Consider the following 22,345-nt stretch of genomic DNA (forward strand, 5'->3'; position numbering starts at 1 on the left):
GCCCGCGTACACCCGGCCGAAGCGACGAGGAGCAGGTCGATCGCACGACGACGCCAGAACGAGCCCCGGGTGACCGGGGTGGCGTGCACGTCGGCTGACATGGTCGCGATCCTGCCACAACCGAGTGGCGCACGGCACTTCCGGCGTGCGTCGTTCCACGTCGTGGACACGTCCCGACCAGCCGGATCGCCGTCTCACCCGGGCGGGTGCGCACGCGCGCGCGACGGCAGACAGAATGGGCCTCGTGAGCGAGCCGATCCAGCCCAGCGAACTTGACGACCTCGTGGTCCGGATGGCCGGTGTCGGCGTCCGCCGGGGCACCAACGACCTCCTCGCCGGCCTCGACTGGAACGTCGAACTGGACGAACGCTGGGTGGTGCTCGGCCCGAACGGCGCGGGCAAGACCACCCTGCTGCGCCTCGCCGCGGCCGAGCTGCACCCGACCACCGGCGAGGTCGACCTGCTCGGCGAGCGGATCGGCCGGGTCAACATCTTCGACCTGCGCCCGCGGATCGGCTTCACCTCCGCCGCGATCGCCCAGCGCGTGCCCGGCGACGAGCTCGTCAAGGACGTCGTGGTCAGCGCCGGCTACGCGGTGCTCGGCCGCTGGCGTGAGGAATACGACACCCTCGACACCGCCCGCGCGACCGAGCTGCTCGACGCGATGGGCATCGGCAACCTCGCCGAGCGCACCTTCGGCACGCTGTCGGAGGGCGAGCGCAAGCGCGCGCTGATCGCCCGTTCGCTGATGACCGACCCGGAGATGCTGCTGCTCGACGAGCCGGCCGCCGGGTTGGACCTGGGCGGCCGCGAGGACCTCGTCGCGCGGCTCTCCGCGCTGGCCCTGGACCCGGACGCGCCGGCACTCGTGCTGGTCACCCACCACGTCGAGGAGATCCCGCCGGGGTTCACCCACGCGCTGCTTCTCCGCGACGGCCGCGCGGTGGTGTCCGGCCTCGTCGAAGACGTCATCACCAGCGAAAACCTCTCGAAGACGTTCGACCAGGACCTCGTGCTGGAGCGTTCCGGCGATCGCTTCTTCGCCCGCCGTCGCTAAGCTGTCGCTTACCGGCCGGTAGCCTGCTGGCAGTCCGTCAACGAGGAGGAACGGCGTGGGAGAGTTCGTAACCCTGGAGGTCAAGGACGGGGTCGGCACGATCCGGCTCGACCGGCCGCCGGTCAACGCCCTGAACGCCCAGGTCACCGCCGAACTCGCCGAGCTGGCGAAGGAAGCCACCGAGCGCGACGACGTCCGCGCGGTGATCCTCTACGGCGGCGAGAAGACCTTCGCCGGCGGCGCGGACATCAAGGAGATGGCCAGCCGCACCTACCCCGAGATCGCGAAGTTCGGCGCCAACCTCACCGGCACCCTCGCGGCCATCGCGAACATCCCGAAGCCGGTCGTCGCGGCCATCACCGGGTACGCCCTCGGCGGCGGCCTCGAACTGGCGCTGACCGCCGACCGCCGGGTCGCCGGCGACAACGTCAAGGTCGGCCAGCCCGAGATCCAGCTCGGCGTCATCCCCGGCGCGGGCGGCACCCAGCGCCTCGCCCGCCTGATCGGGCCGAGCAAGACCAAGGACATCGTCTACACCGGACGCTTCGTGAAGGCCGAAGAGGCGCTGAAGCTGGGGATCGTCGACGAGGTCGTCGCCCCCGACGACGTCTACGCGGCCGCGCACAAGTGGGCGGCCCAGTTCGCGAACGGCCCCGCCGTGGCGCTGCGCGCGGCGAAGGCGGCCATCGACGGCGGTCTCGACACCGACCTCGCGAACGGGCTCAAGCTCGAATCGCACCTGTTCGCCGCTCTCTGGGCGACCGAAGACCAGCAGAACGGCATGAAGTCGTTCATCGAAAACGGGCCCGGCAAGGCCACTTTCGAAGGGAAATGACGCCTTGACCGACGTGAACGACCCGGCGCCGAACCCGCACGCCACCGCCGAAGAGGTCAAGGCCGCGTGGGCCGACCCCAAGCTGGCGAACGTGCTGTACCACGACTGGGAAGCCGGCACCTACGACGAGAAGTGGTCGATCTCGTACGACGAGCGCTGCATCTCCTACGCCACCGACGTCTTCAACGCCGTCGCGGGTGATGACGGCCAGCCGTACCAGCACGCGATGGAGCTGGGCAGCGGCACGGGTTTCTTCCTGCTGAACCTCATGCAGGGCGGCGTCGCCAAGAAGGGCTCGGTCACCGACCTCTCGCCGGGCATGGTCCAGGTCGCGCTGCGCAACGCCGAGAGCCTCGGCCTCGACGTCGACGGCCGCGTCGCCGACGCCGAGCGCATCCCGTACGAGGACAACACCTTCGACCTCGTCGTCGGGCACGCGGTGCTGCACCACATCCCGGACGTCCAGGCGGCGTTCCGCGAGGTGCTGCGCGTGCTCAAGCCGGGCGGGCGGTTCGTCTTCGCCGGCGAGCCGACGAAGATCGGCGACTTCTACGCCCGCAAGCTCGGCCAGTTCACCTGGTTCCTGACGACCCGCGTGACGAAGCTGCCCGCGCTGAGCGGCTGGCGTCGTCCGCAGGAGGAGCTCGACGAGTCCTCCCGCGCCGCCGCCCTCGAAGCTGTCGTGGACATCCACACCTTCGACCCGTCGGAGCTGGAGTCGTGGGCTCGCGGGGCCGGCGCGCAGGACGTCCACGCGGTCACCGAGGAGTTCGCCGCGGCGCTCGCGGGCTGGCCGATCCGGACGTTCGAGGCCGCGGTGCCGCAGGAGAAGCTGACCGTCCGCTGGCGGCTGTTCGCCTACAAGCTGTGGCTGCGGCTGTCCGCTGTGGACAAGAAGCTGCTGGCGAAGGTGCTCCCGCGTGAGCTGTTCTACAACGTGATGATCACCGGGACCAAGCGGCCGTCCTGAGTGGGGTATTCCTTCAGCCTCGGCGACGTCGCCTACCTGCGCTCCGGCGCGGGGACGGCGGCGCTCGCCGAGGTTTCGTCGTTGCCGCTGACCGACCGGATCGCGTCCGTCGCCGCCGTGCGCCGGATCGTGGGCGAGGAGTTCGCAGCCGCCGTCCTGGAAACCGTGCTGCTGCGCCGGAAAGCGGTCGGGAAGCTGTCCGGTGACGGCTGGCTGTTCACCTCGGACGCGCTCCAGCAGGCGAGCGCGTCACTCGTCGCCCGGCACCGGGCTCAGCGGTTGGCGGGTCTCGACGTCCACGACGTCACGTGTTCCGTGGGCGCCGACCTCGTCGAGATCGCGCGGGTGGCGCGGCGCGCGCTCGGGTCCGATCTGGACTCGGTGCGGCTGAAGATGGCCCGGCACAACGGAACCGCCGCGGGTGTCGCGTTCGGACTCGCCCGGGCCGACGCGCTGCGGCCGGTGAGCCGGGACGGCGTCGTCGTCGCGGACCCGGCTCGTCGTGACTCGGCAGGACGACGGGCGTGGAAACCCGCGGACTTCACACCACCGCTGGACAAGCTGGTCGCGGCGTACCCGGGGCGCGCGCTGTCGGTGAAGTGCGCTCCCGGCCTCGACTTTGCGATCACGCCGTGGGCCGAAGAGGTCGAACTGGTGTCCCTCGACGGCCAGGTCCGCGAGTCCTGCCTCTGGCGCGGGCTGGGTACCGGCGTCACCCGGCGGGCGACCGTGCTGCGCTCGGACGGGACACAGTGGACGGTCACCGATGTCGAACCGGACGAACTGCCCACACGGGAGCCGGGGGAGTGGATCGTCGACCCGGACGGCGCCGTCGTGCGGGCCGGACTGGTCCGCCACTACGCGGCCCGGCACGGGTTGTGGCAGCTGGACGAACGCATCGCGTACCTGACCGGCGACGCACCGCCACCGGGCGTGCGCGCCTTCCGCGTCCTGGAGCACGGGCCCTACAGCGAAAAGTCCTTGAAAGCCGTCCTCAAGCGACACGACGTCGGCCGGCTGGAAATCCTCGTGCGCGGCCTGGACGTCGACCCGGATGCCTTGCGGCGGCGGCTGAAACCCCGTGGCGCCGCGGAAGCATCGGTGGTGCTCACGCGAATCGGGCGGTCTCCGGTGGCTTTCCTCTGCCGCGCCGAAAGGTGAACGGAAACTTTCGAGGGGTGGAACTCCGGGTGAACGTGACGTAGGTTCCCCGAGTCGTCAAGTCTTCACTGGAGGGTCGCCGTGTCCGGAAAATGGTCAGGTCTCGTCAAGCTCGCCGCCGCCGCGGCCATCGGCGCCACCGTCGCCTCGGGGGCCACCGCGCTGGCCGGCTCGGACGACGCGACCGCCGCCCGCTCGAAGGAGCCGGCCAACATCGGCCAGGTCAAGAACGACGTCAAGGCCTACTACGGCGACTACCTCGACGCCGCCGGCAAGCACCACTACTCCGACACGAGCCGGTTCGTGAAGGACACCGACCGCGTGGTCACCGACGCGAAGCGCTACCTGCAGCAGCAGCTCGGCCGCGTGAAGAACCCCGCGATCGTGCTGGACGTCGACGACACCGCCGAGATCACCTTCGGCTGGGAGGCCGACAACGACTTCGGGTTCGACCCGGTCAAGCAGCAGCAGGCCATCGACAACGGCACGTTCGTCGCGAACAAGCCGGTGCTGGAGCTGGCCAACTGGGCCGCGCAGCACGGCGTCAAGGTGTACTTCCTGACCGGCCGCAACGAGCTGCAGGGCCCGCAGTCGCTGAAGAACCTGGCCAACGAGGGCTACCCGGCCCCGGCCGGCGCGTTCTTCAAGCCGAAGGTGACCGCGCCGGACTACCTGCCGTGCGGGCTGACCTGCAACACCGTCCAGTACAAGTCGGGCACGCGGGCGCACATCGAGGCGACCGGCGCGAAGATCGTGCTGAACGTCGGTGACCAGTTCAGCGACCTCGAAGGCGGCTACGCGCTGCACCCGACCAAGCTGCCGAACCCGATGTACTACCTGCCCTGAGGTGGAATAACCGCCGGGCCCGGAGTGCTGCTCCTACTAAGCGAACTTTCTCGAGGAGCTGACATGCCGGAGAAGAAGGTGCTGGTTCCGGGCCCGGACCACCCGATCACCGTCGAGCCGACCAAGGCCCGCGTGGTGGTCAAGGCGGGCGGGCGCGTGGTGGCGGACAGCCGCAACGCGCTGACGCTGCAGGAGTCGAACTACCCGGCGGCGCAGTACATCCCGCGGGCGGACGTCGACTTCAGCGTGCTGGAGCGGACCGACCACGAGACGTACTGCCCGTACAAGGGCGACAGCAACTACTACAGCCTGAACGTCGGTGACGTGAAGGCGGAAAACGCGATCTGGACGTACGAGAAGCCGTACGACGCGGTCGCGTCGATCAAGGACCACGTCGCGTTCTACCCGAACGTCGTGGACTCGATCGAACTGATCGAGGACTGAGCTGGACCTCGATCTGCTGAGGACGTTCCTGGCCGTTCACCGGGCAGGATCGCTGACCGGTGCGGCGCCGTCGCTGGGCTTGTCCCAGCCGACGGTGACCGCCCAGGTCAGGGCCCTCGAAGACCAGCTCGGGCGGCAGCTGTTCGTCCGGCGCGCCCGCGGGGTCACACCGACCCCGGCGGCCGACGAACTGGCCGCCCGGATCGCCCCGCACGTCGACGCGCTTTCTTCCTTGACCGTCGGCGAGGTGGACCCCTTCGCCGCGCCGGTGCACCTGGCCGGGCCCGCCGAGCTGACGACGTTGCGGGTACTTCCCGCGCTCGCCGGCCTGGTCGCCGACGGCCTGAATTTGCGCGTGACGTTCGGCCTGGCCGACGACCTCCTGGCGGGTCTCTCGCAGCGCCGGTTCGACCTGGTGGTGTCGACGATCCGGCCGCGCGGCCGCGGTCTGACGGCGACGCCCCTGACGGACGAGGAGTTCGTCCTGGTCGGCCCGCGCGGCTTCTCGGGCGACCCTCGGACCGCGCCGCTGGTGGCCTACGCCGAAGACCTGCCGATCATCCGCCGTTATTGGCGTTCGGTGCTGGGGGTGCGGCCGCCGTCCGGGCCTTCCGTCGTCGTGCCGGACTTGCGCGGCGTCCTGACGTGCGTGCTGGCCGGGTTCGGCGTCAGCGTGCTGCCGCGGTATCTCTGCGCGGCGGAGCTGGCTTCAGGGGACTTGGTCGCTTTGCTCGACCCGGAGGAACCGCCGATCAACACGCTGTTCGCGGTCACTCGCACGGAACCGTGCCGGGCTGGGCCCGCGGCAGTGCGGGACGCCCTGATTGCTGACGCTGTCAGCTGGTGATGCGCAGCACGCAGGTCTGCATGGGGAGGGTGAATTCGCCGTCCGCGGTTTCCGGTGTGCGCGCGAGGAAAGCGCGGATCCGCCCCAGTACGATGGTTCGTTCCCGCTCCGGCATGACCAGCATTCCCGCTCTGGTCGCGAGCGTCGCCACGAGGGAATCCGCGGTGCGGCGCTGCCCATGGGGGAACTCGGCGCGCTCCGCGGAGCCGAACCCGGCGGTCTCGGCCCGCCAGCCGGCGGGAGTGTCCCGCGGCCCGATGGCGGCGCTCCCGCTGACGCGCGCGAGCCCGGCGACCCACCCGACCCGGTCGTCGACGACGTTCCACAGCCCGGCCAGGACTCCGCCGGGCCGCAGCACCCGGGCGATTTCGGGCCCGGCGACGGCCATGTCGAACCAGTGCAGGGCATTCCCGGCCAAGACGGCATCGACGGAGGCATCGGGCAGCGGTATCGCCTCGGCCCGTCCCGGCAGCGCCCGGACATCGGGCAGTTCTCCGCGCAGCTCGCCCAGCATCGCCGGATCGGGCTCCACCGCGGTGACGTCGGCGCCGGCCGAGACCAGCGTGGCGGTGAGTTTCCCGGTCCCGGCGCCGAGATCGAGCACCCGCGGCCCGGCGGCGGGCTCGAGCGCCCACCGCACAGCGGCTTCGGCGTAGTCCGGCCGATGCCGGGCGTACGCGGCCGCGGCGGCGCCGAACGAGGAGGCGTGGTCGTCCACGTGACCATCTTGCCCGCCGGGCGGGGCCGTGGACCCCGCCCGGCGACGAATCAGCCCGTGTAGCCCGCGAAGATCTTCGCGAACTCGTACTTCGCCTGCGGCACGTTGGTGCACTTGTAGAGAGCGCCGGTGCAGGCGTTGGCGTCGCGGCCGGCTTCCCAGAACGACAGCATGCCCAGGTGGACGGTCTTCGCGAACGCCACCAGCGCCTTCGCGTCCTTCTGGTAGAAGATCTCGTTTTGCGAGTCGTTGACGCCGATCATCGGGGTCACGCCGACCTTCTTCCACGCCGCCGCGTCGCTCAGCCCGTAGAGGGACTTGAGCTGCGCCTGCGTCGCCTTGGCCGCGGAAATCGCTTTCGCGCCCTGATCGCCCGCGCCCTGGTAGTAGTCCATCGCCATGATGTTGACGAGGTCGAGGTTCACGCCGGCGTCCTTGGCCGCCTTGACGACGTTGAGCCCGTTCGCGTCGAGGCCGCTCGGCAGCACCGGCAGCGTCAGCGAGATCTTCAGGCCGGGGTTGTTGTTCTGGAGGGTCTTCAGGGCTTGAGAGCGGCGGGTGATCGACGTCGGGTCCGCGACGGCCGCGCCTTCGATGTCGAAGTCGGCGTACTTGAGGCCGTACGCCTTGACGACGGCGTCGTACTCGGCCGCGACCTGCGCGGACGTGCTGCACGCCTGGGCCAGCTCGATGCCGGACGCGCCACCGAAGGAGATCTTGACGTCGCCGCCGGCGTTGCGGATCTTGGTGATCTCGTCCTTCTGCCAGGCCGTGCGCGGGTCGTAGGCGCCGAACCAGCTGGCCTTGCAGCCGTAGGAGTTGACGAAGGCGAGGGTGAAGCCCTTGACGCCGCTGGCGGCGGACATCGCCGACAGGCTGGGCGTGGGCCAGGCGCCCATGTCGACGTAGGGCCCGACGGGGATCGGCGACCCGGCGGCGGCTTCGGCGGGAGCGCCGAGCCCGGTGCTCACGAGCGCTAGGCCGGCCAGCCCGGCCAGCAGGGAACGGAGACGCATGGTGGAACCTCCACGACGACGAGCGCGGCGGCGGGGATTTCCGGACATGATTGGTATAGACCATTAACGTGGTCCGGACCATAGGCCGAACGGGCTACCCAGGTGACCGGCGGTAATCGGTGGACGGGCCACCTAGACTCAGGACGGTGCTGATCACCACGGAACGGCTCACGTTGCACGAGTGGGCCGAGGAGTACTTCGACGGGCTGTTCGCGATGGCGCAGATCCCGGACACGGTCCGCTATGTCGGAACCGGCAAGCCGTGGACCCACGAGTACACGCTGGCCAAGCACCAGGCGACGCTCACGCACTGGAACACCCACGGCTTCGGCTGGTTTGCGGTATCGGCGGCCCCGGGTTCGTTCGACGGAGTGGTATCGCTGGTCAGCCGCAGCCCCACGGAGTCGGGCTTGGGGCTGCCGGCGGTGGAGATGGGCTGGTGGATAGCACCCTCGGGCTGGGGCAGGGGCTACGCAACCGAAGCGACGACGGCGGTCCGCGACCACGTGTTCTCATCCGGGTTCGCGGACCGTCTGCTGGCGGTGTACGAGCCGGCGAACAAGGCGTCGGCGCGGGTGGTGGAGAAGCTCGGATTCACCCCGCACAGCCGGTTCACGCTGGACGGAAGGGTCGAGCAGCGAGCGGTCCTGAACCGCCCGCGCTGACCTTCCTACGCGGAGACCGGAACGGCACCCACCCAGCGGTGCACCGCCTCCGCAAGCCCGTCATCGCCCGAACCGCTCGTACCCACCCAGGCCACATGCCCATCCGGCCGCAGCAACACCGCGTCGATGTCCGAAGTGGACGGACTCGACGCCGCCACCACCTCGACCGCCGCCGACCAGCCGGCGAAAGATCCCGTCAAATCCACCAGCATCGGACGCCCCGGGTGCAGCAACGCGGCCAAATGCGTCTCGCCCGAAGCCGCCACCAACGGCACATCCGGAGCCAGCCGACCCAGCCACGGATGCCCACCCGGCTCATAACACGCGTCCAACCCAGTGACGATCTCCGCCAACGCCCGGTTCCCCGCCGGATGCGCGGCGATCCGGCGCATCAAATCAGCCCACGGCGCATCCCCGGCCTCCTCCAGCGCGACCTGCGCCTGCGTGTTCGCCAGAATCCGCGACCCCGCCGCGTGCCGCTCTGCGTGATACGTGTCCAGAAGCCCGTCCGGGGCCGTCCCGTGCACCGTCGCCGCGAGCTTCCAGCCCAGGTTGAACGCGTCGTCCAACGCCACGTTGACCCCGATCGCCCCGGCCGGCGGGTGGATGTGCGCCGCGTCGCCCGCCAGCAGCACCCGGCCTTCGCGATAACGCGTGGCCAAGCGCGCCGCGTCGCCGAACCGGGTCAGCCAGCGGGGTTCGCGCAGCTCGACGTGCCGGTCGAGCACCGCGTCCACCTGCGCCTGCAGCCGCTCCAGCGTCACCGGCGCGTACTTGTCGGCCGGCGGGTCGTCCTCCCGCACCACGATCCGGACGTACCCCGGCCGCGGGATGACGAACACCGTGCGCCCGTCCGGCCCGGTCGAAACCCCGTACGGCAGCTCGCATTCGACGTCGCCGAGCAGCGCGTACCAACGCGCGTCGACACCCGGAAAGTCGATCCCGGCCTGCTTGCGCACCGTGCTGCGCCCGCCGTCGCAGCCCACCAGGAAGCTCGCGGTGATCGTGCGGCCGAATTGTCCATTGTGGACGACAGTGGAAACGCTTTCCGGAGACTGCGTGAACGACCGCAGCTCGTGTCCCCGCAGGATTTCGACGCCGAGATCGGCGGCCCACCCTTCCAGGACCTCCTCGACGCGGGTCTGCGGAATCCCCAGCGAGAACGGGTGGTCGGTCGCCGCGTCCGCAAGCGACAGGGGTCCGGGCAGGCCCGTGACCGGCGCGTGCGGCACCTGGTGGCCCTCGGCGACCAGGCGTTCGGCCAGCCCGCGGCGGGCCAGCAGGTCCAGCGAACGCGAGTTGAGGTTGAACCCGCGGCAGTACGGCGGCCGCGAGGGATGACGTTCGACGATCGTCGTGCGGACGCCCGCCAGCGCGAGCTCCGCGGCGAGCAGCAGGCCGGCCGGTCCGGCGCCGGCGACGAGGACATCGGTTTCGAGCACGAGTTTCCCCTCAGAAGTGGTCGGGCCAGGGCAGGGAGCCGGAGCGGATTTCGGCGGCCGTGGCGCGGGCCCAGTCGAGCTCCGCCTGCCACGCGTGCCGGACGAACTCGACCTCGATCATGAACAGCCGCGGCGCCCCCTTGCCGACGGTCTCGTCGAGAGCGGTGTTCGCGCCGTCGATGCGGTCGGCGAGATGGCGGGCGCGTTCCTCCAGCGCGTCGGCGGCGCGCTCCGGGCCGAGCGCGCCGAGGTAGCTCACCGCCGCGACGAACTTCGGGTACTCCGCGACCGGCTCGCGGACCAGTTCGTCGAGCCACGCGATGAACTCCTGGCGACCGAGCTCGGTGTGTGCGTAGACGGTCCGCTCCGGCCGGTTGCCCTCCCGGACCGTCTCGACAGGCTCGATCCACCGGTGCTTCGCCAGCGACTCCACGGTGTCGTAGAGCGAGCCGGGGTTGATCTTGAAGCTGCTGTCCTTGTAGCGCTCGCGCAGCGTGGACGCCATTTCGTACGGGTGCATCGGGCGTTCGAGCAGCAGGCCGAGCAGGGCCAGCGCGAGGGTGTTGCGGATCTTGCGTGGTGGCACTAGTCGCTCCCTATTGGTCGGAACCGACTATACGACCGTCGTCAAGTCAGATTCTCGACGCAGGTGTGCAGCAGGTCTGCCAGGTAGCGCCGCTGGTCGGCCGACAGGTCGCCGAGCATTTCGAGTTCGACCTGCGTGATCAGGTCTTCGGCGGCGCGCAACTTCGCGTGGCCGGACGCCGTCAGGGCCACCGGGCGCGCCCGGCCGGTGCTCGCCTGCTCGGCCACGGTCACCAGTTCCGCCGACCGCAGTCCGCCCAGGACGTCCCGCAGCGACTGCCGGGTGACGAACGTGATCCGCGCGAGCTCGGCCGACGACGCGCCGGGGTGGTCGTCGAGCGCGCGCAGCACGGCGTACTGCGACATCGACAGCTCCAGTGGCCGCAGGCGGTCGGTGCAGGCCTGGTTCAACGCCTGCTGGGCGCGTTTGATCAGGTAGCCGGGCCGATCGCCGGTCGAGGGTTGACTCATGACAGGAACCTTACACATACTGATTGATGTAAGGACCCTGACATCGAGGAGGGCTCATGACGACCACGACCATCGACGCGGACGCGAAGCTGGCGACCCTGATCAACGTCTTCACCGTCGAACCCGCGCGCCAGCGGGAGCTGGTCGACGTGCTGGTCAAGGCGACCGAAGAGGTGATGCGGCACCGGCCGGGCTTCGTCGCGGCCAACATCCACGCCGGCGCCGAGGGCACCCGCGTCGTCAACTACGCCCAGTGGGAGAGTGCGGACGCGTTCCGCGCGATGCTCACCGACCCGGCGTGCCAGGAACACATGCAGGCCGCGCTGGCCATCTCGACGGCCGACCCGCAGCTCTACACCGTCGAGTCGGTGCACCACATCTGACGTCAGCGCACGTCGAGCGCGGTCACCCCGGGACGTACCGGCAACCCTTGACGTCGCCGAGCGGGACGCCGTCCGCCACCGTGGACAGCAGGAACGGACGGCCGCAGGCGCGTTCCTCGGCGAGGGTGACGGCGGCGCCGTAGTCGTCCTCGCCGACCGCCACCACCGCCGTGTCCGGCCAGGCGACCACGCCGGCGATCCGCAGCACGGTCACCGAGCGAGCGCCTCAGAACTTCGTGTTCTCCCGCCAATGCCGGAACAGGCCCGCGTTGCCGGAAATCGTCAACCGCCGGTCGTCCGTGGCGATGCGCCCGGTCAGAGCGAGGAGCAAGTCGGCGACGCGGCCCTCGACGACGACGTCCGCGTCGTCTCCCGACTGACTCACCTCGACACCCGTCGCCGTCCGCCGGGCCAGCCAGCCGAGGTCCGGCCCGGTGGACCGGAACAGCAGGGTCTCGCCGGCGCCCCGCAGCGCCGTCCGGTCCATCGCCGGGTGCTCCAGCCGCGAAAAAACGGCCACGAGGTCGAGACCTTCGGAGATCCCGTCCGCGGCCAGATCGGCGTCGACCGCGTATGGCGCACCGGTCGTGAGCGCGGCGTCCGCGCGGTGGACGACGGTCTCGTGGGTGAGCCGGCGCGTCCAGAACCCGGCGCGGCGATCGGGCGTCCAGGTCGACGTCGGCGTCTCGGGGCCGACGTCGGCCACGGCCTCGACGAGCCGTTCCGCGCCGTCGACGAGCCATTCGCCGAGAGCGTCGAAGTCCGGCGGATCATCGACCGCGACCGCGTCGAACGGCACGTACCCGGTGGGCTGGCTCGCGACGATCGCGGCGGACTTGTGGTAGGCCAGCCCGACGTGGCGGGTCAGGTCCTGCAGCGACCATTCGGGACACGTCGGGACGCGCGCGTCCGGCGCGGCGCCCTCGATCGCCATCCCGAACTCCTCCGCCTCGGCGACGAGCGCCTCGGCCAGCCGATCGTGGCTCAAGGATTTCACCCGGCCAAGATAGTCCGGACCGAGGCGGCCGTGGGGTCGTTTTCAGCTGCCCGAGCCGACCGCGGCGACGGCGGACTCTACTGGCTTCGTCGATTTTCGAGCCACGTCTTCGCCAGCCGCTTCGGCGCCCGGCACAACCAGGCCTCGACCAGCACTTCCTCCAGCGTCGGCAGGTCGATCCGGTCGAGCTCGACGAGGATCGCGGGGAAGCCGCGGAAGTGCGGGGTCGTGAAGAAGACGGCCGGGTCGTCGGCGATCAGCACGTCCTTGACCCCGACGTCCGGCACGTAGGCGCAGAGCACCGGCCCGTCGGGCGCCCGCGCGCCGAGCGCCTCGACGTCGCCCTTGCGCAACGGGCGCTCCCAGGCGAAGCCCTTCTTGCCGATCTGCCAGGCCAGATGCCCGCGGGAGCTGTCCTCGATCACTTCGGGCAGCCCGCGCGCGATCCGGCCGGCGTCATCCCAGCCGGCCACGGCGATCAGCATAATCGCGAAAGTGACCGGGGAACTGAAACGCGCTCGCCTGGGAGTCTCCATCATCTTCGCCGTGTGCGGCGCGGCGTTCGCGACCTGGCTGGCGCGGGTGCCAGCGGTGCAGGAGCAGCTGGGGCTGACCACCGGCCAGCTGGCGACCGGGCTCTTCGGCCTCGCCCTGGGGTCGGTCGTCGCGCTGGTGGGCGCCGGGGCGCTGCTCACCCGGATCGGCAGCCGCGCGGCCGTCGTGCTCGGGGCGGTCGTCCTGTGTGGCGGGCTGCCGCTCGTGGCGTTCGCGTGGTCCGCGCCGGTGTTCACCGCCGCGCTCGTGGTGCTCGGCGTGGGCAACAGCCTGCTCGACGTCGCGATGAACGCGCACGCGGCCCGCGTCGAGGAGGGCTACGGGCGCCCGATCTTCGCCGGCTTCCACGCGTTCTGGAACATCGGCGGCCTCGCGGGATCCGGCGTCGACGCTCTGATGGAGGCCCTGCACGTCCCGGTCTCGGTGCACTTCCTGATCGCGGGCGCGGTGCTGCTCGCGCTGGCGTTGTGGGGCCGCGCGCTGTTCCTGGCCGGAGCCGACCGCGGCCAGGGCGACGCGGCGTTCGCGTGGCCGAGCCGGGCGCTAGTGCCGCTCGGCGTGATCGCGTTCTGCGGGTTCGTCGCCGAGGGCGCGGTCAACAGCTGGAGCGCGGTGTACCTGGCCGACGTCACCGGCGCGACGCCCGCGCTCGCCTCGCTGGGTTACTTCGCGTTCTCGGGGACGATGATCGCGGTCCGCCTGGTCGCCGACCGGGTCGTGGCGCGCACGGGCGCGGTGCGTTTCGTCCGCGTGGCGACCACGGTCGCGGTGCTGGGCTTCGCCGTGGTCATTTTCGTGCCATGGCCGGTCGCGGTGGTGTTCGGCTTCGCGGTGGTCGGCCTCGGCGTGGCCGGGATCGTGCCGATCGCGTGGAGCGTGGCGAGCCGCAAGCAGGCGGACGCGCCGGGTCGCGCGGTAGCCGCCGTCGCCGCGTGCGGGTACTTGGGCTTCCTGGTGGAGCCGGTGCTGGTCGGCGCGCTGGCGACGCGGATCGGCCTGCACTGGGCGTTGTCGTCGGCGGTCGTGGTCACTTTTTCGGTCATGTTCCTGGCGCCGTCGCTGCGGGTGCGCGAGGCGGCGCTCACGCGAGAAGTCGTTTGAGCCCTTCGGCGGACGGAGTGCCTGGCGCCGCCGTGTAGACGAGGAGCCGGTGCTCGTGGCCCGGAACCGCGAGGATCTCGCAGTCGAGCTCCAACGGTCCGGCGACCGGGTGGACGGTCCGTTTGGTCAGCGTCCGCTGCACGACGACCTCCCGCTCGGCCCAGAGCCGCGCGAACTCGGGGCTCTCCTCCAGGAGGTTGTCGACCAATGAACGAACGGCGGGCTCGGCCGGGTACCGCCCGCTCGCCCGCAGGTCCGCGACGCACAGCCGAGCCAGGTCCAGGCGGTTGCCGGTGATCGTGTCGCCGGTGTCGAACAGCCGCCGCAGCCGGTTTCGTCGCCGCGGCGACCACGCGGCCGGGTCGCCGATCAGCGCGACCAGCATCCGGTTCCAGGCGACCATGTCGTAACCGGCGTCGATCACCATCGCCGGCACGTCGCCGAGGCGGTCGAGCAGCCGCAGGACGTTCCCGGGCACCGGCCGCGGCGCGGGCGGGGGAGCAGGCCGCGCGAGCTGCCGCAGGTACCCGTGTTCGTCGCCGGTCAGCCGTAGCGCGCGGCCGAGCGCGGCGAGGACCTGGTCCGACGGCTGCGGTCCGCGGCCCTGTTCGAGCCGCACGTAGTAGTCGACGGAGATGCCGGCCAGCAGCGCGACCTCCGTGCGCCGCAGCCCCGGCGCCTGCCGCCGCGGGCCGGGTTCCAGGCCGACGTCGGCGGGCCGCAGGCGGTCCCGCCGGCTGCGCAGGAACCCGCCCAGTTCCACCCTGTCCACGCGTCCATCATCACCCCGCGCCCGGGTGGTACCGCCAGTGCCTACCCCGTTCCGGCCACGCGGGACGAGCCTTCGGGCATGACGATTCTGGTGACCGGCGCCCGCGGGAACGTCGCCCGCGCGCTGATGGGACGACTGCTCGAAGACGGACACGCGGTGCGCGCGGCCGGCCGCGACCCGGAGCGGACCCGGCTGCCGGTCGGGGTCGAGGTGGTCGCGGCCGACCTGGCCCGGCCGGAGAAATGGGACGCGGCCCTGGACGGCGTCACGCAGGTGTTCCTCTACGCGGGCACGGCCGGGCTCGGCGGGTTCCTCGCGCGGGCGGGCGGCCTGGCGCAGGTCGTGCTGCTGTCCGCACTGGGCGCGGATCCCGCGTCGGAGGACGCCATCACGCGCGCCCACGGCGAAGCCGAGCAGGCCGTGCGCGACTCGGGGATCCCGTGGTCGTTTCTGCGACCAGGCGGGTTCGCCGCCAACCGGCTGCTGTGGTCGGAATCGGTCCACACCGGCGTCGTGCGGGACCCGTTCCCGGACTCGCACTCGGCTCTGGTCCACGAAGCGGACATCGCCGCCGTCGCCGCGTGCGCGTTGACGTCGTCCGGCCACCTCGGGGCGACGTACACGCTGACCGGGCCCGAGTCGCTCACGGTGCGGGACCAGGTCGCGGTACTCGGCCGGGTGGCCGGGCGTCCGGTCTGCGTCGAGACTCAGGACCTCGACGACTACCGCCGGGAGCTCACCGCGGCGTTCGAGGCTCGCGGGCTCGGCCGCGTCGGGTCGGCGGAGGTGATCGAAGCCCGGATCCGGCGGCTGGCCGCCCTGGTGGACCGGCCGCAGGAGACGACGGAGACGGTCCTGGCGGTCACCGGCCGTCCGGCGCGGAGCTTCGCGGAGTGGGCTGGCGACCACGCCGGGGACTTCGCTTGAGTCAGCCCTCGTGTTCCTTCAGCAGCCGCCGGACGGCCTTCAGATCACCTGTGACCATAATCCGACCATCGGTGATCGCCGCGTCGAGGTCCTGAGGACATTCGAGGAGCGCATTCAACGTGGGCGGGTCGGTCCGGATCGTCGCGTCCGGGGAAGCGGGTTCGCCCGGCTCGACCGTCAGCCGGCCCGGCTCGGTGCGGATCGTCCACACACGGCTGTCCAGTTCGACGCGGTAGCAGGCCGCCGTGCGCGGGCGGGCGGAGCCGCGGAGGAACAGCAGCATCGACGTCGCGCCGAGCGTCGCCGGCTCGGGGAGCGGGACGCGGGCAGCCCATGCACCCAGGGCCAGCACGATCGGCTCCAGCTCGCGACCCCACTCGGTCAGTTCGTAGACGGTCGACGCCGCCGGGGGTGGCAGCTTCCGGCGGGCCACCACGCCGTGGCCTTCGAGCTCGCGGAGTCGATCGGTGACCAGGTTCGAGCTGGCGCCCGGCAGCGCGCGGCGGACGTCGGAGAAGCGCTGCGGCCCGAGCAGCAGTTCGCGCACGACGAGCAGCGCCCAGCGTTCCCCGACGACGTCCAGCGCGCGGGCGGTGGCGCAGGCGTCCCCGTAGCTCCGGCTCGTCGGCATGGTGTCAATCTACAACTCTGAGGTTGTTTTTAACAACTAGTGCGGCGTACGGTGGCCGGCATGGGTAATCCGGTCGTGCACTTCGAGATCATCGGCACCGACCCTGCCGGGCTGCGCGGGTACTACGGCGAGCTGTTCGGCTGGGAGTTCGACACCTCGGGGCCGGTGTCGGACCAGGTGTCGGATGCGGGCAACTACGGCTTCGTCGAAACGGAGACCATCCCGGGCGGCGTTGGCGGCGGCGCGGGACACGAGAGCCACGTGGTGTTCTACGTGGGCGTCCCGGACGTCGCGGCGGCGCTGGCGGAGGCCGAACGCCTCGGCGGGACGCGCCGGCTGGGCCCGTCCCGCGCGCCGGGGCGCGACCTGGTGGTCGCCCACTTCACCGACCCCGAGGGCAACGTGATCGGGCTCGCCGGCCCGGCGTGACTAAAAGTCCGTCGTCGTGCCCTGGACATCGGCGCGGCAGGCTTCGAGGAACCGGTCGCCGGTCTCGCTGATCCCGGTCAGCACGCGGTCTAGGCTGGCCCGCCGCACCTTCGTTTCCCCGGAGTCCAGTTCGGCGAGGATGTCGTTGACCCCGTTGCGGGCCACTTTCCACAGTTCCTTGCCGCGCCGGCGTGGTTCTTCGGTGCCGAACAGCGCCACCTGGTTGTGCGCCTTGCGCAGCTCGTTGCGCCGTTCCCGCCAGCGGGCCTCGATCTCTTCGCGGTTCTCCGCCAGCTCGACGAACTCCGACCGGATCAGCTGGAAGGCCTCTTCGCCGGCGTTGGACAGGCCCGCGTAGGCCTTGACCCGTTCGTCACGCAGCCAGGTGGCGTGCTCGGCCGCGCGCTTCCGCTCCTCGGCGCGCTGGGTCGCCTTCAGCTTGCGGCCCTCCACGAGCGTGGTGGTCAGCAGGGTGAGCAGCACGCCGCCGAGCGTCGCCCCCACGGTGATCAGCTGCGTGGTCGTCCCCGAGTCCATGGCGGGATTGTCCCAGGAGGCCCGGACCGGGCTTGACCTCGACCATGCTGGAGCTTCAAGACTGGCGTCATGACGATCTGGATCTGCGGAACCTGCGGGGTCGAGCACCCCGACACCGACCGGCCCCCGGCCGGCACCTGCGCCATCTGCGCCGACGACCGCCAATGGGTGCCCGCGTCCGGGCAGGTGTGGACGACACTCGACAAGCTCGCGGCCGACGGCCACGAGGTCGTGCACGAGGAGCTGGAACCGGGGCTGCACCGGTTCAACCGCGAACCGCCGTTCGGCATCGGCCAGTGGACGCACCTGGTCCGGACCGCCGAGGGCAACCTGCTGTGGGACCCGCCGAACCACCTGGACGCGGCGCTCGCGACCGAGATCGAGGAGCTCGGCGGCGCGGCGGTGATCGTGGCCAGCCACCCGCACATGTACGGCTCCCAGGTCAGCTGGAGCCATCGGCTCGGCCGTGTCCCCGTGCTGGTGCACGCGGCCGACCGGCAGTGGGTGCGGCGCGAGGACCCGGTGATCCGGGAGTGGTCCGGCACCGAGCGGGTCCTGCCCGGTGTGACGCTCGTCGAGGCGGGCGGGCACTTCCCGGGCGCGGCGGTGGCCCACGTCGCCACCGAAACCGGCGGCTTCTTGCTGGTGGGCGACACGATGGTGCCGGTGGCGGCGGCGGGCTGGGTGACGTTCATGCGCAGCTACCCGAACAAGATCCCGCTGTCGACGGGCCTGGTCCAGCGGATCGTGGACCGGCTCGAGCCCTACGAGTTCGACCGCCTTTATGGTCTCTTGGGCGGCAAGATCCTGGGTGACGCGAAGGGCGCGGTCCGCCGGTCGGCCGAGCGCTATATCGAGTGGGTGAGCGGGGCGAACGACCACCTCGGCTGAGGGTTGACGGGTGACGCGACTCAGCCCGGGTGACGTCGGCTGGCTCAGGCCCCGGGTCGACCGCGACGGATCACGACGCGGCCGGGTCCCTCAGCCGCGCGGACTGCGGCTGGTCACGGCGCCAGCCAGTCGTCAGCCGCGTCGGCTGAGATCCTTCAGCCGCGCCGGTCCGTGTCAAGCCGGCCGCCACCTTCTTCACAACGCGGGTATCAACCACGCAAGCGGGTGTTGAGCCGAGCGGCCTGCAGAGTCAGGTGAGTGCGCTCCGCGAGATTGGGCGCCTTCTGCGCCGCCTCGGCATACAACCGCGCAGCCGTCGCCAGGTCGCCGTCGCGCTCGTGGAGGTACGCCGCCACCGCCGTGTGCCGGGGCAGCGCGTCGTCCAGCTCCGCGAGGGCCGCCAGCCCGGCACGCGGTCCGTCGGCCTCGCCCACCGCCACCGCGCGGTTGAGCCGGACGACCGGGCTGTCGGTCAGGCTCGCGAGCTCGTCGTACCACTCGACGATCTGCACCCAGTCCGTCTCCTCGGCGGTCGGCGCGTCGGCGTGCAGGGCCGCGATGGCCGCCTGGGCCTGGAACTCGCCCAGACGGTCACGGGCGAGCGCCTTCTGCAGGATCCCCACGCCTTCGGCGATCAGCCCGGTGTCCCACCGGCCGCGGTCCTGCTCGGCGAGCGGCACCAGGCTGCCGTCGGCCGCGATCCGCCCGGCGCGCCGCGCGTGGTGGAGCAGCATGAGCGCCAGCAGCCCCGCGACCTCCGGGTGGTCGATCGCGCCCGCCAGCTGACGGGTCAGCCGGATGGCCTCGGCGGCCAGGTCGACATCGCCCGAGTAACCCTCGTTGAAGACCAGGTAGAGGACGCGCAGCACGGTCGCGACGTCACCGGGCTGGTCGAACCGCACCTGCCCGACCGTGCGCTTGGCCCGGCTGATGCGCTGCGCCATGGTCGCTTCGGGGACCAGGTAGGCCTGCGCGATCTGCCGCGTGGTCAGCCCGCCGACAGCGCGCAGCGTGAGCGCGACCGCCGAAGACGGCGTCAGCGACGGGTGCGCGCACAGGAAGTACAGCTGGAGCGTGTCGTCCGCGGCGGCCGCGGGCCCGGGCTCCGGCTCCAAGTCGACGAGGTCCTCACGCCGCCGCCGGGCGCTCTCCGACCTGGCCGCGTCGAGGAACTTGCGCCAGGCGACCGTGACCAGCCAGCCCTTCGGGTCGCGCGGCGGCTCGGCCGGCCAGACGCGGAGTGCTTCGAGCAGCGCGTCCTGCACGGCGTCCTCCGCCGACGCGAAGTCGGCGCCGCGCCGCACGAGGATCCCGAGCACGTGCGGCGTCAAGCTCCGGAGCTGGACCTCGTCCACTCTTCACCCGACCTTTTCGGCCAGCTCGACGATGATCCCCGCGGGGCCGCGCAGGTAGCAGAGCCGGTAGCTGTCCTCGTACTGCGCGACCTCGCCGACGAGCTCCGCGCCGTGTTTCCGCAGGCGGCCGACGACGTCGTCGATGTCCGCCACCTCGAACAGGATGTGCCGCAGACCCGGCGTGTTCGCCGGCGCGGCCGGGTCACCCGTCGGGCCCGCGGGCGTCTGGTACCTGATCAGTTCCAGGCATCCGTGGCCGTCCGGCGTCCGCATCATCGCGACGTCCGAGCGGACGCCGTCGAGCCCGTTGATCAGGTCGACGACGCGCCCCTCGACCGTCATCTCGCCCTCCAGCTCCAGCCCGAGCTCGGTGAAGAACGCCTTGGCGGCGCCGAGGTCCTCGACGACGATGCCGACGTGTTCCAGCCGTGCCATCACTCGGCCGTCACTCATGATGATCTCCCTCTCAGGCGTGCTGCCGTTCCTTCTGCTGCTGGATCAGCTCCTCGACGGCGCTGGGCAAGGTCGTCTCGAAGTCGATCAGCTTGACCCAGGTCGGGGTGACCACGATCCGGACCATGCCGTCATAGAGCGACCGCACGCCCTTCTCCCACTCCACCCGCTGCTCCGGCGTCATCTCGTAGGTGCCGTTGAATTGCAGGTATTCGTCCGGGATGCCGTCGACGACGTCCAGCTCGACCGTGCCGCGGATCAGCAGGATCTTCGGCGGGTGCACCTCGGTGTCGATCGTCAGGGCGACCGCCGGGTTGCGGCGCAACGCGGGCAGCTTGGCGGCGTTCTTCGCCGTGCACAGGACGATCTGCGAGCCGTTCCAGGTGAACCCGATCGGGATCGAACGGGGAGTGCCGTCGAGGGCCGTGTAAGCCAGCCGGGTCAGGTCCCGGGCCAGCAGTTCGCGGCTGAGCGGGCGGTTCAGGATCTCGTCGATGACGCTCTGCTGCATGTCGGTCTCCTCGTCGGATCGGCTGTGGTTCGTGCCGGGGACGGAGCCGTGGGCGGTTTCTCGACAACGCACAGATGTGACACGGGTCACTCCGTGATGGTGATCGAGTTCCCGTAGAACGGACGCAGCTCGAGCCACTCCGCGACCGGCTTCCCGCCCGCGCCGGGGGCGGCCGACAGCTCTGCGGCCAGCTCGAGGGCACGCTCGTAGCTGTCGACGTCGATGATCGTCCAGCCGGCGATGAGGTCCTTCGTCTCGGCGAACGGGCCGTCGGTCACCGGCGGCCGCCCCTCGCCGTCGAACCGGACGAACGTCCCCTCGGGGGTGAGCGCCTGGTGCTCGACGAACTCGCCGGTCTCCTCGAGCCGGGCCCCGAAATCCTGCATGTACTGCACGTGGGCCGTGATCTCTTCCGGCGTCCACTGGTCCATGGGCACGTCGTTGACGGAAGCCGGGGCGCCTCGGTAGTGCTTCAGCAGCAGGTACTTGGCCATGGTCGTTCTCCTCGGTACGGGTGCGGCCCATCTTGGCCGCGTCCGACCCGGGGACGCAGCCGATAGCGCGTTCTCGACATCGCCGGCCTGAAAGATTTCAGTCAGGCCGTCGGGCGGCCGGCTCCGGCGAAGTCGTCGCCGTCCTTGCGGTAGGAGTGCACCTGCACCGCCTGGCCGGTCTGCGGCGCGTCGATCATCTGCTGGTTGCCGATGTAGAGCCCGACGTGGTGGATCTTCGTCGCCGGCTCGCCGTAGAAGATCAGGTCGCCCAGCTGTGGATCGGTCACGTGCGGGACGCTCCGGAACTGCGTGTCGGCCGTGCGCATCAGCTTGACGCCGGCGCTCCCGTACGCCGCCGTCGTCAGGCCGGAGCAGTCGAAGCCCGGGTCGCTGCCGCCGGTGCCGTTGCCGCCCCAGATGTAGGGGAGGCCGATCTTGTCGATGGCGAAGTTCACCGCGCTCAGCACCGCCGGGTTCGGCGCCGCCGAGCCCTGGCCGACCGTGCCGTAGACGTTGACCGTGGCCAGCGTCCGGTGCAGCAGCAGCGGCGCCGACTGCAGCTTCGCGACCGAGTCCCACCACGGCTGGCCCTGCGAGAGGTCGGTGCCGCCGTCGCACAGCGCGCGGCCGGTGGTCAGCGCGGCGTCGTCGATATTCTGGACATCGGGCTTCCCGCCCGTGTAGCTCGCCTGGTACTTCGCCCAGATCGCGGGGGAGACCTGCATCGGTCCGGCGGCGTTCGCCGTCGAGACGACCTTGTTGTAGAAGTCGCGCACCTCGATCGTGCCGAGCGGCTTGTCCAGCACGCCGGTGGTGCCGAGCTGCCCGCCCTGCGCGCGGCCGTGGTCCGTGGTCACTTTTCCGACCGCGGCCAGCGTCACCCAGGACAGGTGGCAGCCGGGGACGTCCTTGCCGAGCTTCGTCGTCGCCTTCGCGTAGCCGACCATCGCGCGCAGCGGGACGTCGAGCCACTGGCTGGTCTTGGACGCCCAGGCGTCGAACTCGCTCGCTTCGGGCACCTTCGGCGGCGCGGACGTCTGCGGGGGCGTGGTCGTTTTCGGGACAGAGGCCGACTGCGTGACCGTCGCGGCGGCGTTCGTGGTCTCCTGCTGCTTGGGCGCGAACTCGACGCCGACGACGAGCGCGGCGGCGACCACGACCACCGCGGCCACCACGACGGCGGCCTTCCGGCGACGGGGCTCGGGCTTCTCCTCCGGCGCGACCTCGGGCTCTTCGATCGGCACGATCTCCG

The 22,345-nt window shown here is 71.0% G+C and carries 29 protein-coding genes; 13 read left to right on the plus strand and 16 right to left on the minus strand.

Annotation, left to right across the window (positions count from 1 at the left end; all coding sequences use genetic code 11):
- Nucleotides 1-235: 235 nt before the first annotated feature.
- The 7 genes from QQ657_RS17160 (at nucleotide 236) to QQ657_RS17190 (ending at nucleotide 6,160) form a co-directional block, all read left to right on the plus strand.
- Complete coding sequence (locus tag QQ657_RS17160; RefSeq protein WP_284743149.1) at nucleotides 236-1,057, plus strand: ABC transporter ATP-binding protein; 822 nt, start codon at nucleotides 236-238, stop codon at nucleotides 1,055-1,057.
- A 55-nt stretch (nucleotides 1,058-1,112) separates the two neighbouring features.
- The gene (locus QQ657_RS17165) at nucleotides 1,113-1,892 is read left to right on the plus strand and encodes an enoyl-CoA hydratase/isomerase family protein (RefSeq protein ID WP_284743150.1); all 780 of its coding nucleotides are present in this window, start codon (nucleotides 1,113-1,115) and stop codon (nucleotides 1,890-1,892) included.
- Between the two features lie 4 nt (nucleotides 1,893-1,896).
- On the plus strand, nucleotides 1,897-2,862 hold the full coding sequence (locus QQ657_RS17170; protein ID WP_284743151.1) for a class I SAM-dependent methyltransferase: 966 nt from the start codon (nucleotides 1,897-1,899) through the stop codon (nucleotides 2,860-2,862).
- Nucleotides 2,863-4,023: a class I SAM-dependent methyltransferase gene (locus QQ657_RS17175; protein ID WP_284743152.1), complete on the plus strand. Its 1,161-nt coding sequence runs from the start codon at nucleotides 2,863-2,865 to the stop codon at nucleotides 4,021-4,023. It begins immediately after the preceding gene.
- Nucleotides 4,024-4,104: 81 nt separating this feature from the next.
- Complete coding sequence (locus tag QQ657_RS17180; protein ID WP_284743153.1) at nucleotides 4,105-4,869, plus strand: HAD family acid phosphatase; 765 nt, start codon at nucleotides 4,105-4,107, stop codon at nucleotides 4,867-4,869.
- A 63-nt stretch (nucleotides 4,870-4,932) separates the two neighbouring features.
- Nucleotides 4,933-5,313, plus strand: coding sequence for a DUF427 domain-containing protein (locus QQ657_RS17185; RefSeq protein ID WP_284743154.1), 381 nt, complete (start codon nucleotides 4,933-4,935; stop codon nucleotides 5,311-5,313).
- A 16-nt stretch (nucleotides 5,314-5,329) separates the two neighbouring features.
- A complete protein-coding gene (locus QQ657_RS17190) occupies nucleotides 5,330-6,160 on the plus strand; it encodes a LysR family transcriptional regulator (protein ID WP_284743292.1) in 831 nt (276 codons plus the stop codon).
- On the opposite strand, the gene QQ657_RS17195 is transcribed toward QQ657_RS17190, so the two are convergent.
- On the minus strand, nucleotides 6,150-6,878 hold the full coding sequence (locus tag QQ657_RS17195) for a class I SAM-dependent methyltransferase (RefSeq protein ID WP_284743155.1): 729 nt from the start codon (nucleotides 6,876-6,878) through the stop codon (nucleotides 6,150-6,152). The two genes, QQ657_RS17190 and QQ657_RS17195, sit on opposite strands and share 11 nt — an antisense overlap.
- Nucleotides 6,879-6,928: 50 nt before the next feature.
- Nucleotides 6,929-7,894: a chitinase gene (locus QQ657_RS17200; RefSeq protein WP_284743156.1), complete on the minus strand. Its 966-nt coding sequence runs from the start codon at nucleotides 7,892-7,894 to the stop codon at nucleotides 6,929-6,931.
- A 146-nt stretch (nucleotides 7,895-8,040) separates the two neighbouring features.
- Here QQ657_RS17200 and QQ657_RS17205 point away from each other — a divergent pair, with 146 nt between their 5' ends.
- Nucleotides 8,041-8,559, plus strand: a complete 519-nt coding sequence (locus tag QQ657_RS17205; RefSeq protein ID WP_284743157.1) for a GNAT family N-acetyltransferase — start codon at nucleotides 8,041-8,043, stop codon at nucleotides 8,557-8,559.
- 5 nt (nucleotides 8,560-8,564) lie between these two features.
- Here QQ657_RS17205 and QQ657_RS17210 read toward each other — a convergent pair whose 3' ends face one another.
- From QQ657_RS17210 to QQ657_RS17220, 3 genes are read right to left on the minus strand one after another with little or no spacing between them, the layout of a single operon-like run.
- Nucleotides 8,565-10,001: an FAD-dependent monooxygenase gene (locus tag QQ657_RS17210; protein WP_284743158.1), complete on the minus strand. Its 1,437-nt coding sequence runs from the start codon at nucleotides 9,999-10,001 to the stop codon at nucleotides 8,565-8,567.
- A 10-nt stretch (nucleotides 10,002-10,011) separates the two neighbouring features.
- The gene (locus tag QQ657_RS17215) at nucleotides 10,012-10,587 is read right to left on the minus strand and encodes a PadR family transcriptional regulator (protein WP_284743159.1); all 576 of its coding nucleotides are present in this window, start codon (nucleotides 10,585-10,587) and stop codon (nucleotides 10,012-10,014) included.
- Nucleotides 10,588-10,628: 41 nt separating this feature from the next.
- Nucleotides 10,629-11,057, minus strand: a complete 429-nt coding sequence (locus tag QQ657_RS17220) for a MarR family winged helix-turn-helix transcriptional regulator (RefSeq protein ID WP_284743160.1) — start codon at nucleotides 11,055-11,057, stop codon at nucleotides 10,629-10,631.
- Between the two features lie 56 nt (nucleotides 11,058-11,113).
- Between QQ657_RS17220 and QQ657_RS17225 the strand changes: the two genes are divergently transcribed.
- Nucleotides 11,114-11,440: an antibiotic biosynthesis monooxygenase family protein gene (locus QQ657_RS17225; protein ID WP_284743161.1), complete on the plus strand. Its 327-nt coding sequence runs from the start codon at nucleotides 11,114-11,116 to the stop codon at nucleotides 11,438-11,440.
- A gap of 22 nt (nucleotides 11,441-11,462) precedes the next feature.
- Here QQ657_RS17225 and QQ657_RS17230 read toward each other — a convergent pair whose 3' ends face one another.
- From QQ657_RS17230 to QQ657_RS17240, 3 genes are all read right to left on the minus strand, one after another.
- Nucleotides 11,463-11,654, minus strand: a complete 192-nt coding sequence (locus tag QQ657_RS17230; RefSeq protein ID WP_284743162.1) for a hypothetical protein — start codon at nucleotides 11,652-11,654, stop codon at nucleotides 11,463-11,465.
- A 12-nt stretch (nucleotides 11,655-11,666) separates the two neighbouring features.
- A complete protein-coding gene (locus QQ657_RS17235) occupies nucleotides 11,667-12,437 on the minus strand; it encodes a maleylpyruvate isomerase family mycothiol-dependent enzyme (protein WP_284743163.1) in 771 nt (256 codons plus the stop codon).
- Between the two features lie 77 nt (nucleotides 12,438-12,514).
- Entirely contained in the window at nucleotides 12,515-12,910 is a 396-nt protein-coding gene (locus tag QQ657_RS17240) for an MmcQ/YjbR family DNA-binding protein (protein WP_284743164.1), read from the minus strand.
- A 22-nt stretch (nucleotides 12,911-12,932) separates the two neighbouring features.
- Here QQ657_RS17240 and QQ657_RS17245 point away from each other — a divergent pair, with 22 nt between their 5' ends.
- Nucleotides 12,933-14,093 carry an MFS transporter gene (locus QQ657_RS17245; RefSeq protein ID WP_284743165.1) on the plus strand — a complete coding sequence of 387 codons (1,161 nt, stop codon included), beginning with the start codon at nucleotides 12,933-12,935 and terminating at the stop codon, nucleotides 14,091-14,093.
- Here the strand turns inward: QQ657_RS17245 and QQ657_RS17250 are convergent.
- Nucleotides 14,074-14,865: a helix-turn-helix transcriptional regulator gene (locus QQ657_RS17250; protein WP_284743166.1), complete on the minus strand. Its 792-nt coding sequence runs from the start codon at nucleotides 14,863-14,865 to the stop codon at nucleotides 14,074-14,076. The two genes, QQ657_RS17245 and QQ657_RS17250, sit on opposite strands and share 20 nt — an antisense overlap.
- Before the next feature lie 78 nt (nucleotides 14,866-14,943).
- On the opposite strand from QQ657_RS17250, the gene QQ657_RS17255 reads away from it, so the two are divergent.
- Nucleotides 14,944-15,792: an SDR family oxidoreductase gene (locus tag QQ657_RS17255; protein WP_284743167.1), complete on the plus strand. Its 849-nt coding sequence runs from the start codon at nucleotides 14,944-14,946 to the stop codon at nucleotides 15,790-15,792.
- 1 nt (nucleotide 15,793) lies between these two features.
- Here QQ657_RS17255 and QQ657_RS17260 read toward each other — a convergent pair whose 3' ends face one another.
- Nucleotides 15,794-16,423: a winged helix-turn-helix transcriptional regulator gene (locus QQ657_RS17260; RefSeq protein WP_284743168.1), complete on the minus strand. Its 630-nt coding sequence runs from the start codon at nucleotides 16,421-16,423 to the stop codon at nucleotides 15,794-15,796.
- 60 nt (nucleotides 16,424-16,483) lie between these two features.
- Here QQ657_RS17260 and QQ657_RS17265 point away from each other — a divergent pair, with 60 nt between their 5' ends.
- The gene (locus tag QQ657_RS17265) at nucleotides 16,484-16,852 is read left to right on the plus strand and encodes a VOC family protein (protein WP_284743169.1); all 369 of its coding nucleotides are present in this window, start codon (nucleotides 16,484-16,486) and stop codon (nucleotides 16,850-16,852) included.
- Here the strand turns inward: QQ657_RS17265 and QQ657_RS17270 are convergent, their stop codons facing one another.
- The gene (locus tag QQ657_RS17270) at nucleotides 16,853-17,389 is read right to left on the minus strand and encodes a hypothetical protein (RefSeq protein ID WP_284743170.1); all 537 of its coding nucleotides are present in this window, start codon (nucleotides 17,387-17,389) and stop codon (nucleotides 16,853-16,855) included.
- A gap of 69 nt (nucleotides 17,390-17,458) precedes the next feature.
- On the opposite strand from QQ657_RS17270, the gene QQ657_RS17275 reads away from it, so the two are divergent.
- Entirely contained in the window at nucleotides 17,459-18,280 is an 822-nt protein-coding gene (locus QQ657_RS17275) for an MBL fold metallo-hydrolase (RefSeq protein WP_284743171.1), read from the plus strand.
- A gap of 209 nt (nucleotides 18,281-18,489) precedes the next feature.
- Here QQ657_RS17275 and QQ657_RS17280 read toward each other — a convergent pair whose 3' ends face one another.
- The 5 genes from QQ657_RS17280 to QQ657_RS17300 form a co-directional block, all read right to left on the minus strand.
- A complete protein-coding gene (locus QQ657_RS17280) occupies nucleotides 18,490-19,635 on the minus strand; it encodes an RNA polymerase sigma factor (protein ID WP_284743172.1) in 1,146 nt (381 codons plus the stop codon).
- Nucleotides 19,636-19,638: 3 nt separating this feature from the next.
- Entirely contained in the window at nucleotides 19,639-20,088 is a 450-nt protein-coding gene (locus tag QQ657_RS17285; RefSeq protein ID WP_284743173.1) for a VOC family protein, read from the minus strand.
- 13 nt (nucleotides 20,089-20,101) lie between these two features.
- Entirely contained in the window at nucleotides 20,102-20,599 is a 498-nt protein-coding gene (locus tag QQ657_RS17290) for a pyridoxamine 5'-phosphate oxidase family protein (protein ID WP_284743174.1), read from the minus strand.
- Between the two features lie 86 nt (nucleotides 20,600-20,685).
- Nucleotides 20,686-21,093, minus strand: coding sequence for a YciI family protein (locus QQ657_RS17295; protein ID WP_284743175.1), 408 nt, complete (start codon nucleotides 21,091-21,093; stop codon nucleotides 20,686-20,688).
- Between the two features lie 101 nt (nucleotides 21,094-21,194).
- A complete protein-coding gene (locus QQ657_RS17300) occupies nucleotides 21,195-22,331 on the minus strand; it encodes a C40 family peptidase (RefSeq protein ID WP_284743293.1) in 1,137 nt (378 codons plus the stop codon).
- Nucleotides 22,332-22,345 lie beyond the last annotated feature (14 nt).

It is taken from the genome of Amycolatopsis ponsaeliensis, assembly GCF_030182635.1.
GTDB lineage: Bacteria > Actinomycetota > Actinomycetes > Mycobacteriales > Pseudonocardiaceae > Amycolatopsis > Amycolatopsis ponsaeliensis.

Excerpts from the sequence above, each read along its gene's own strand:
- QQ657_RS17160 (WP_284743149.1), top strand. The coding sequence starts at position 236 with ATGGGCCTCGTGAGCGAGCCGATCCAGCCCAGCGAACTTGACGACCTC.
- QQ657_RS17185 (WP_284743154.1), top strand. The coding sequence starts at position 4,933 with ATGCCGGAGAAGAAGGTGCTGGTTCCGGGCCCGGACCACCCGATCACC.
- QQ657_RS17200 (WP_284743156.1), bottom strand. The coding sequence starts at position 7,894 with ATGCGTCTCCGTTCCCTGCTGGCCGGGCTGGCCGGCCTAGCGCTCGTG.
- QQ657_RS17220 (WP_284743160.1), bottom strand. The coding sequence starts at position 11,057 with ATGAGTCAACCCTCGACCGGCGATCGGCCCGGCTACCTGATCAAACGC.
- QQ657_RS17225 (WP_284743161.1), top strand. The coding sequence starts at position 11,114 with ATGACGACCACGACCATCGACGCGGACGCGAAGCTGGCGACCCTGATC.
- QQ657_RS17255 (WP_284743167.1), top strand. The coding sequence starts at position 14,944 with ATGACGATTCTGGTGACCGGCGCCCGCGGGAACGTCGCCCGCGCGCTG.
- QQ657_RS17260 (WP_284743168.1), bottom strand. The coding sequence starts at position 16,423 with ATGCCGACGAGCCGGAGCTACGGGGACGCCTGCGCCACCGCCCGCGCG.
- QQ657_RS17265 (WP_284743169.1), top strand. The coding sequence starts at position 16,484 with ATGGGTAATCCGGTCGTGCACTTCGAGATCATCGGCACCGACCCTGCC.
- QQ657_RS17270 (WP_284743170.1), bottom strand. The coding sequence starts at position 17,389 with ATGGACTCGGGGACGACCACGCAGCTGATCACCGTGGGGGCGACGCTC.
- QQ657_RS17275 (WP_284743171.1), top strand. The coding sequence starts at position 17,459 with ATGACGATCTGGATCTGCGGAACCTGCGGGGTCGAGCACCCCGACACC.
- QQ657_RS17285 (WP_284743173.1), bottom strand. The coding sequence starts at position 20,088 with ATGAGTGACGGCCGAGTGATGGCACGGCTGGAACACGTCGGCATCGTC.
- QQ657_RS17290 (WP_284743174.1), bottom strand. The coding sequence starts at position 20,599 with ATGCAGCAGAGCGTCATCGACGAGATCCTGAACCGCCCGCTCAGCCGC.
- QQ657_RS17295 (WP_284743175.1), bottom strand. The coding sequence starts at position 21,093 with ATGGCCAAGTACCTGCTGCTGAAGCACTACCGAGGCGCCCCGGCTTCC.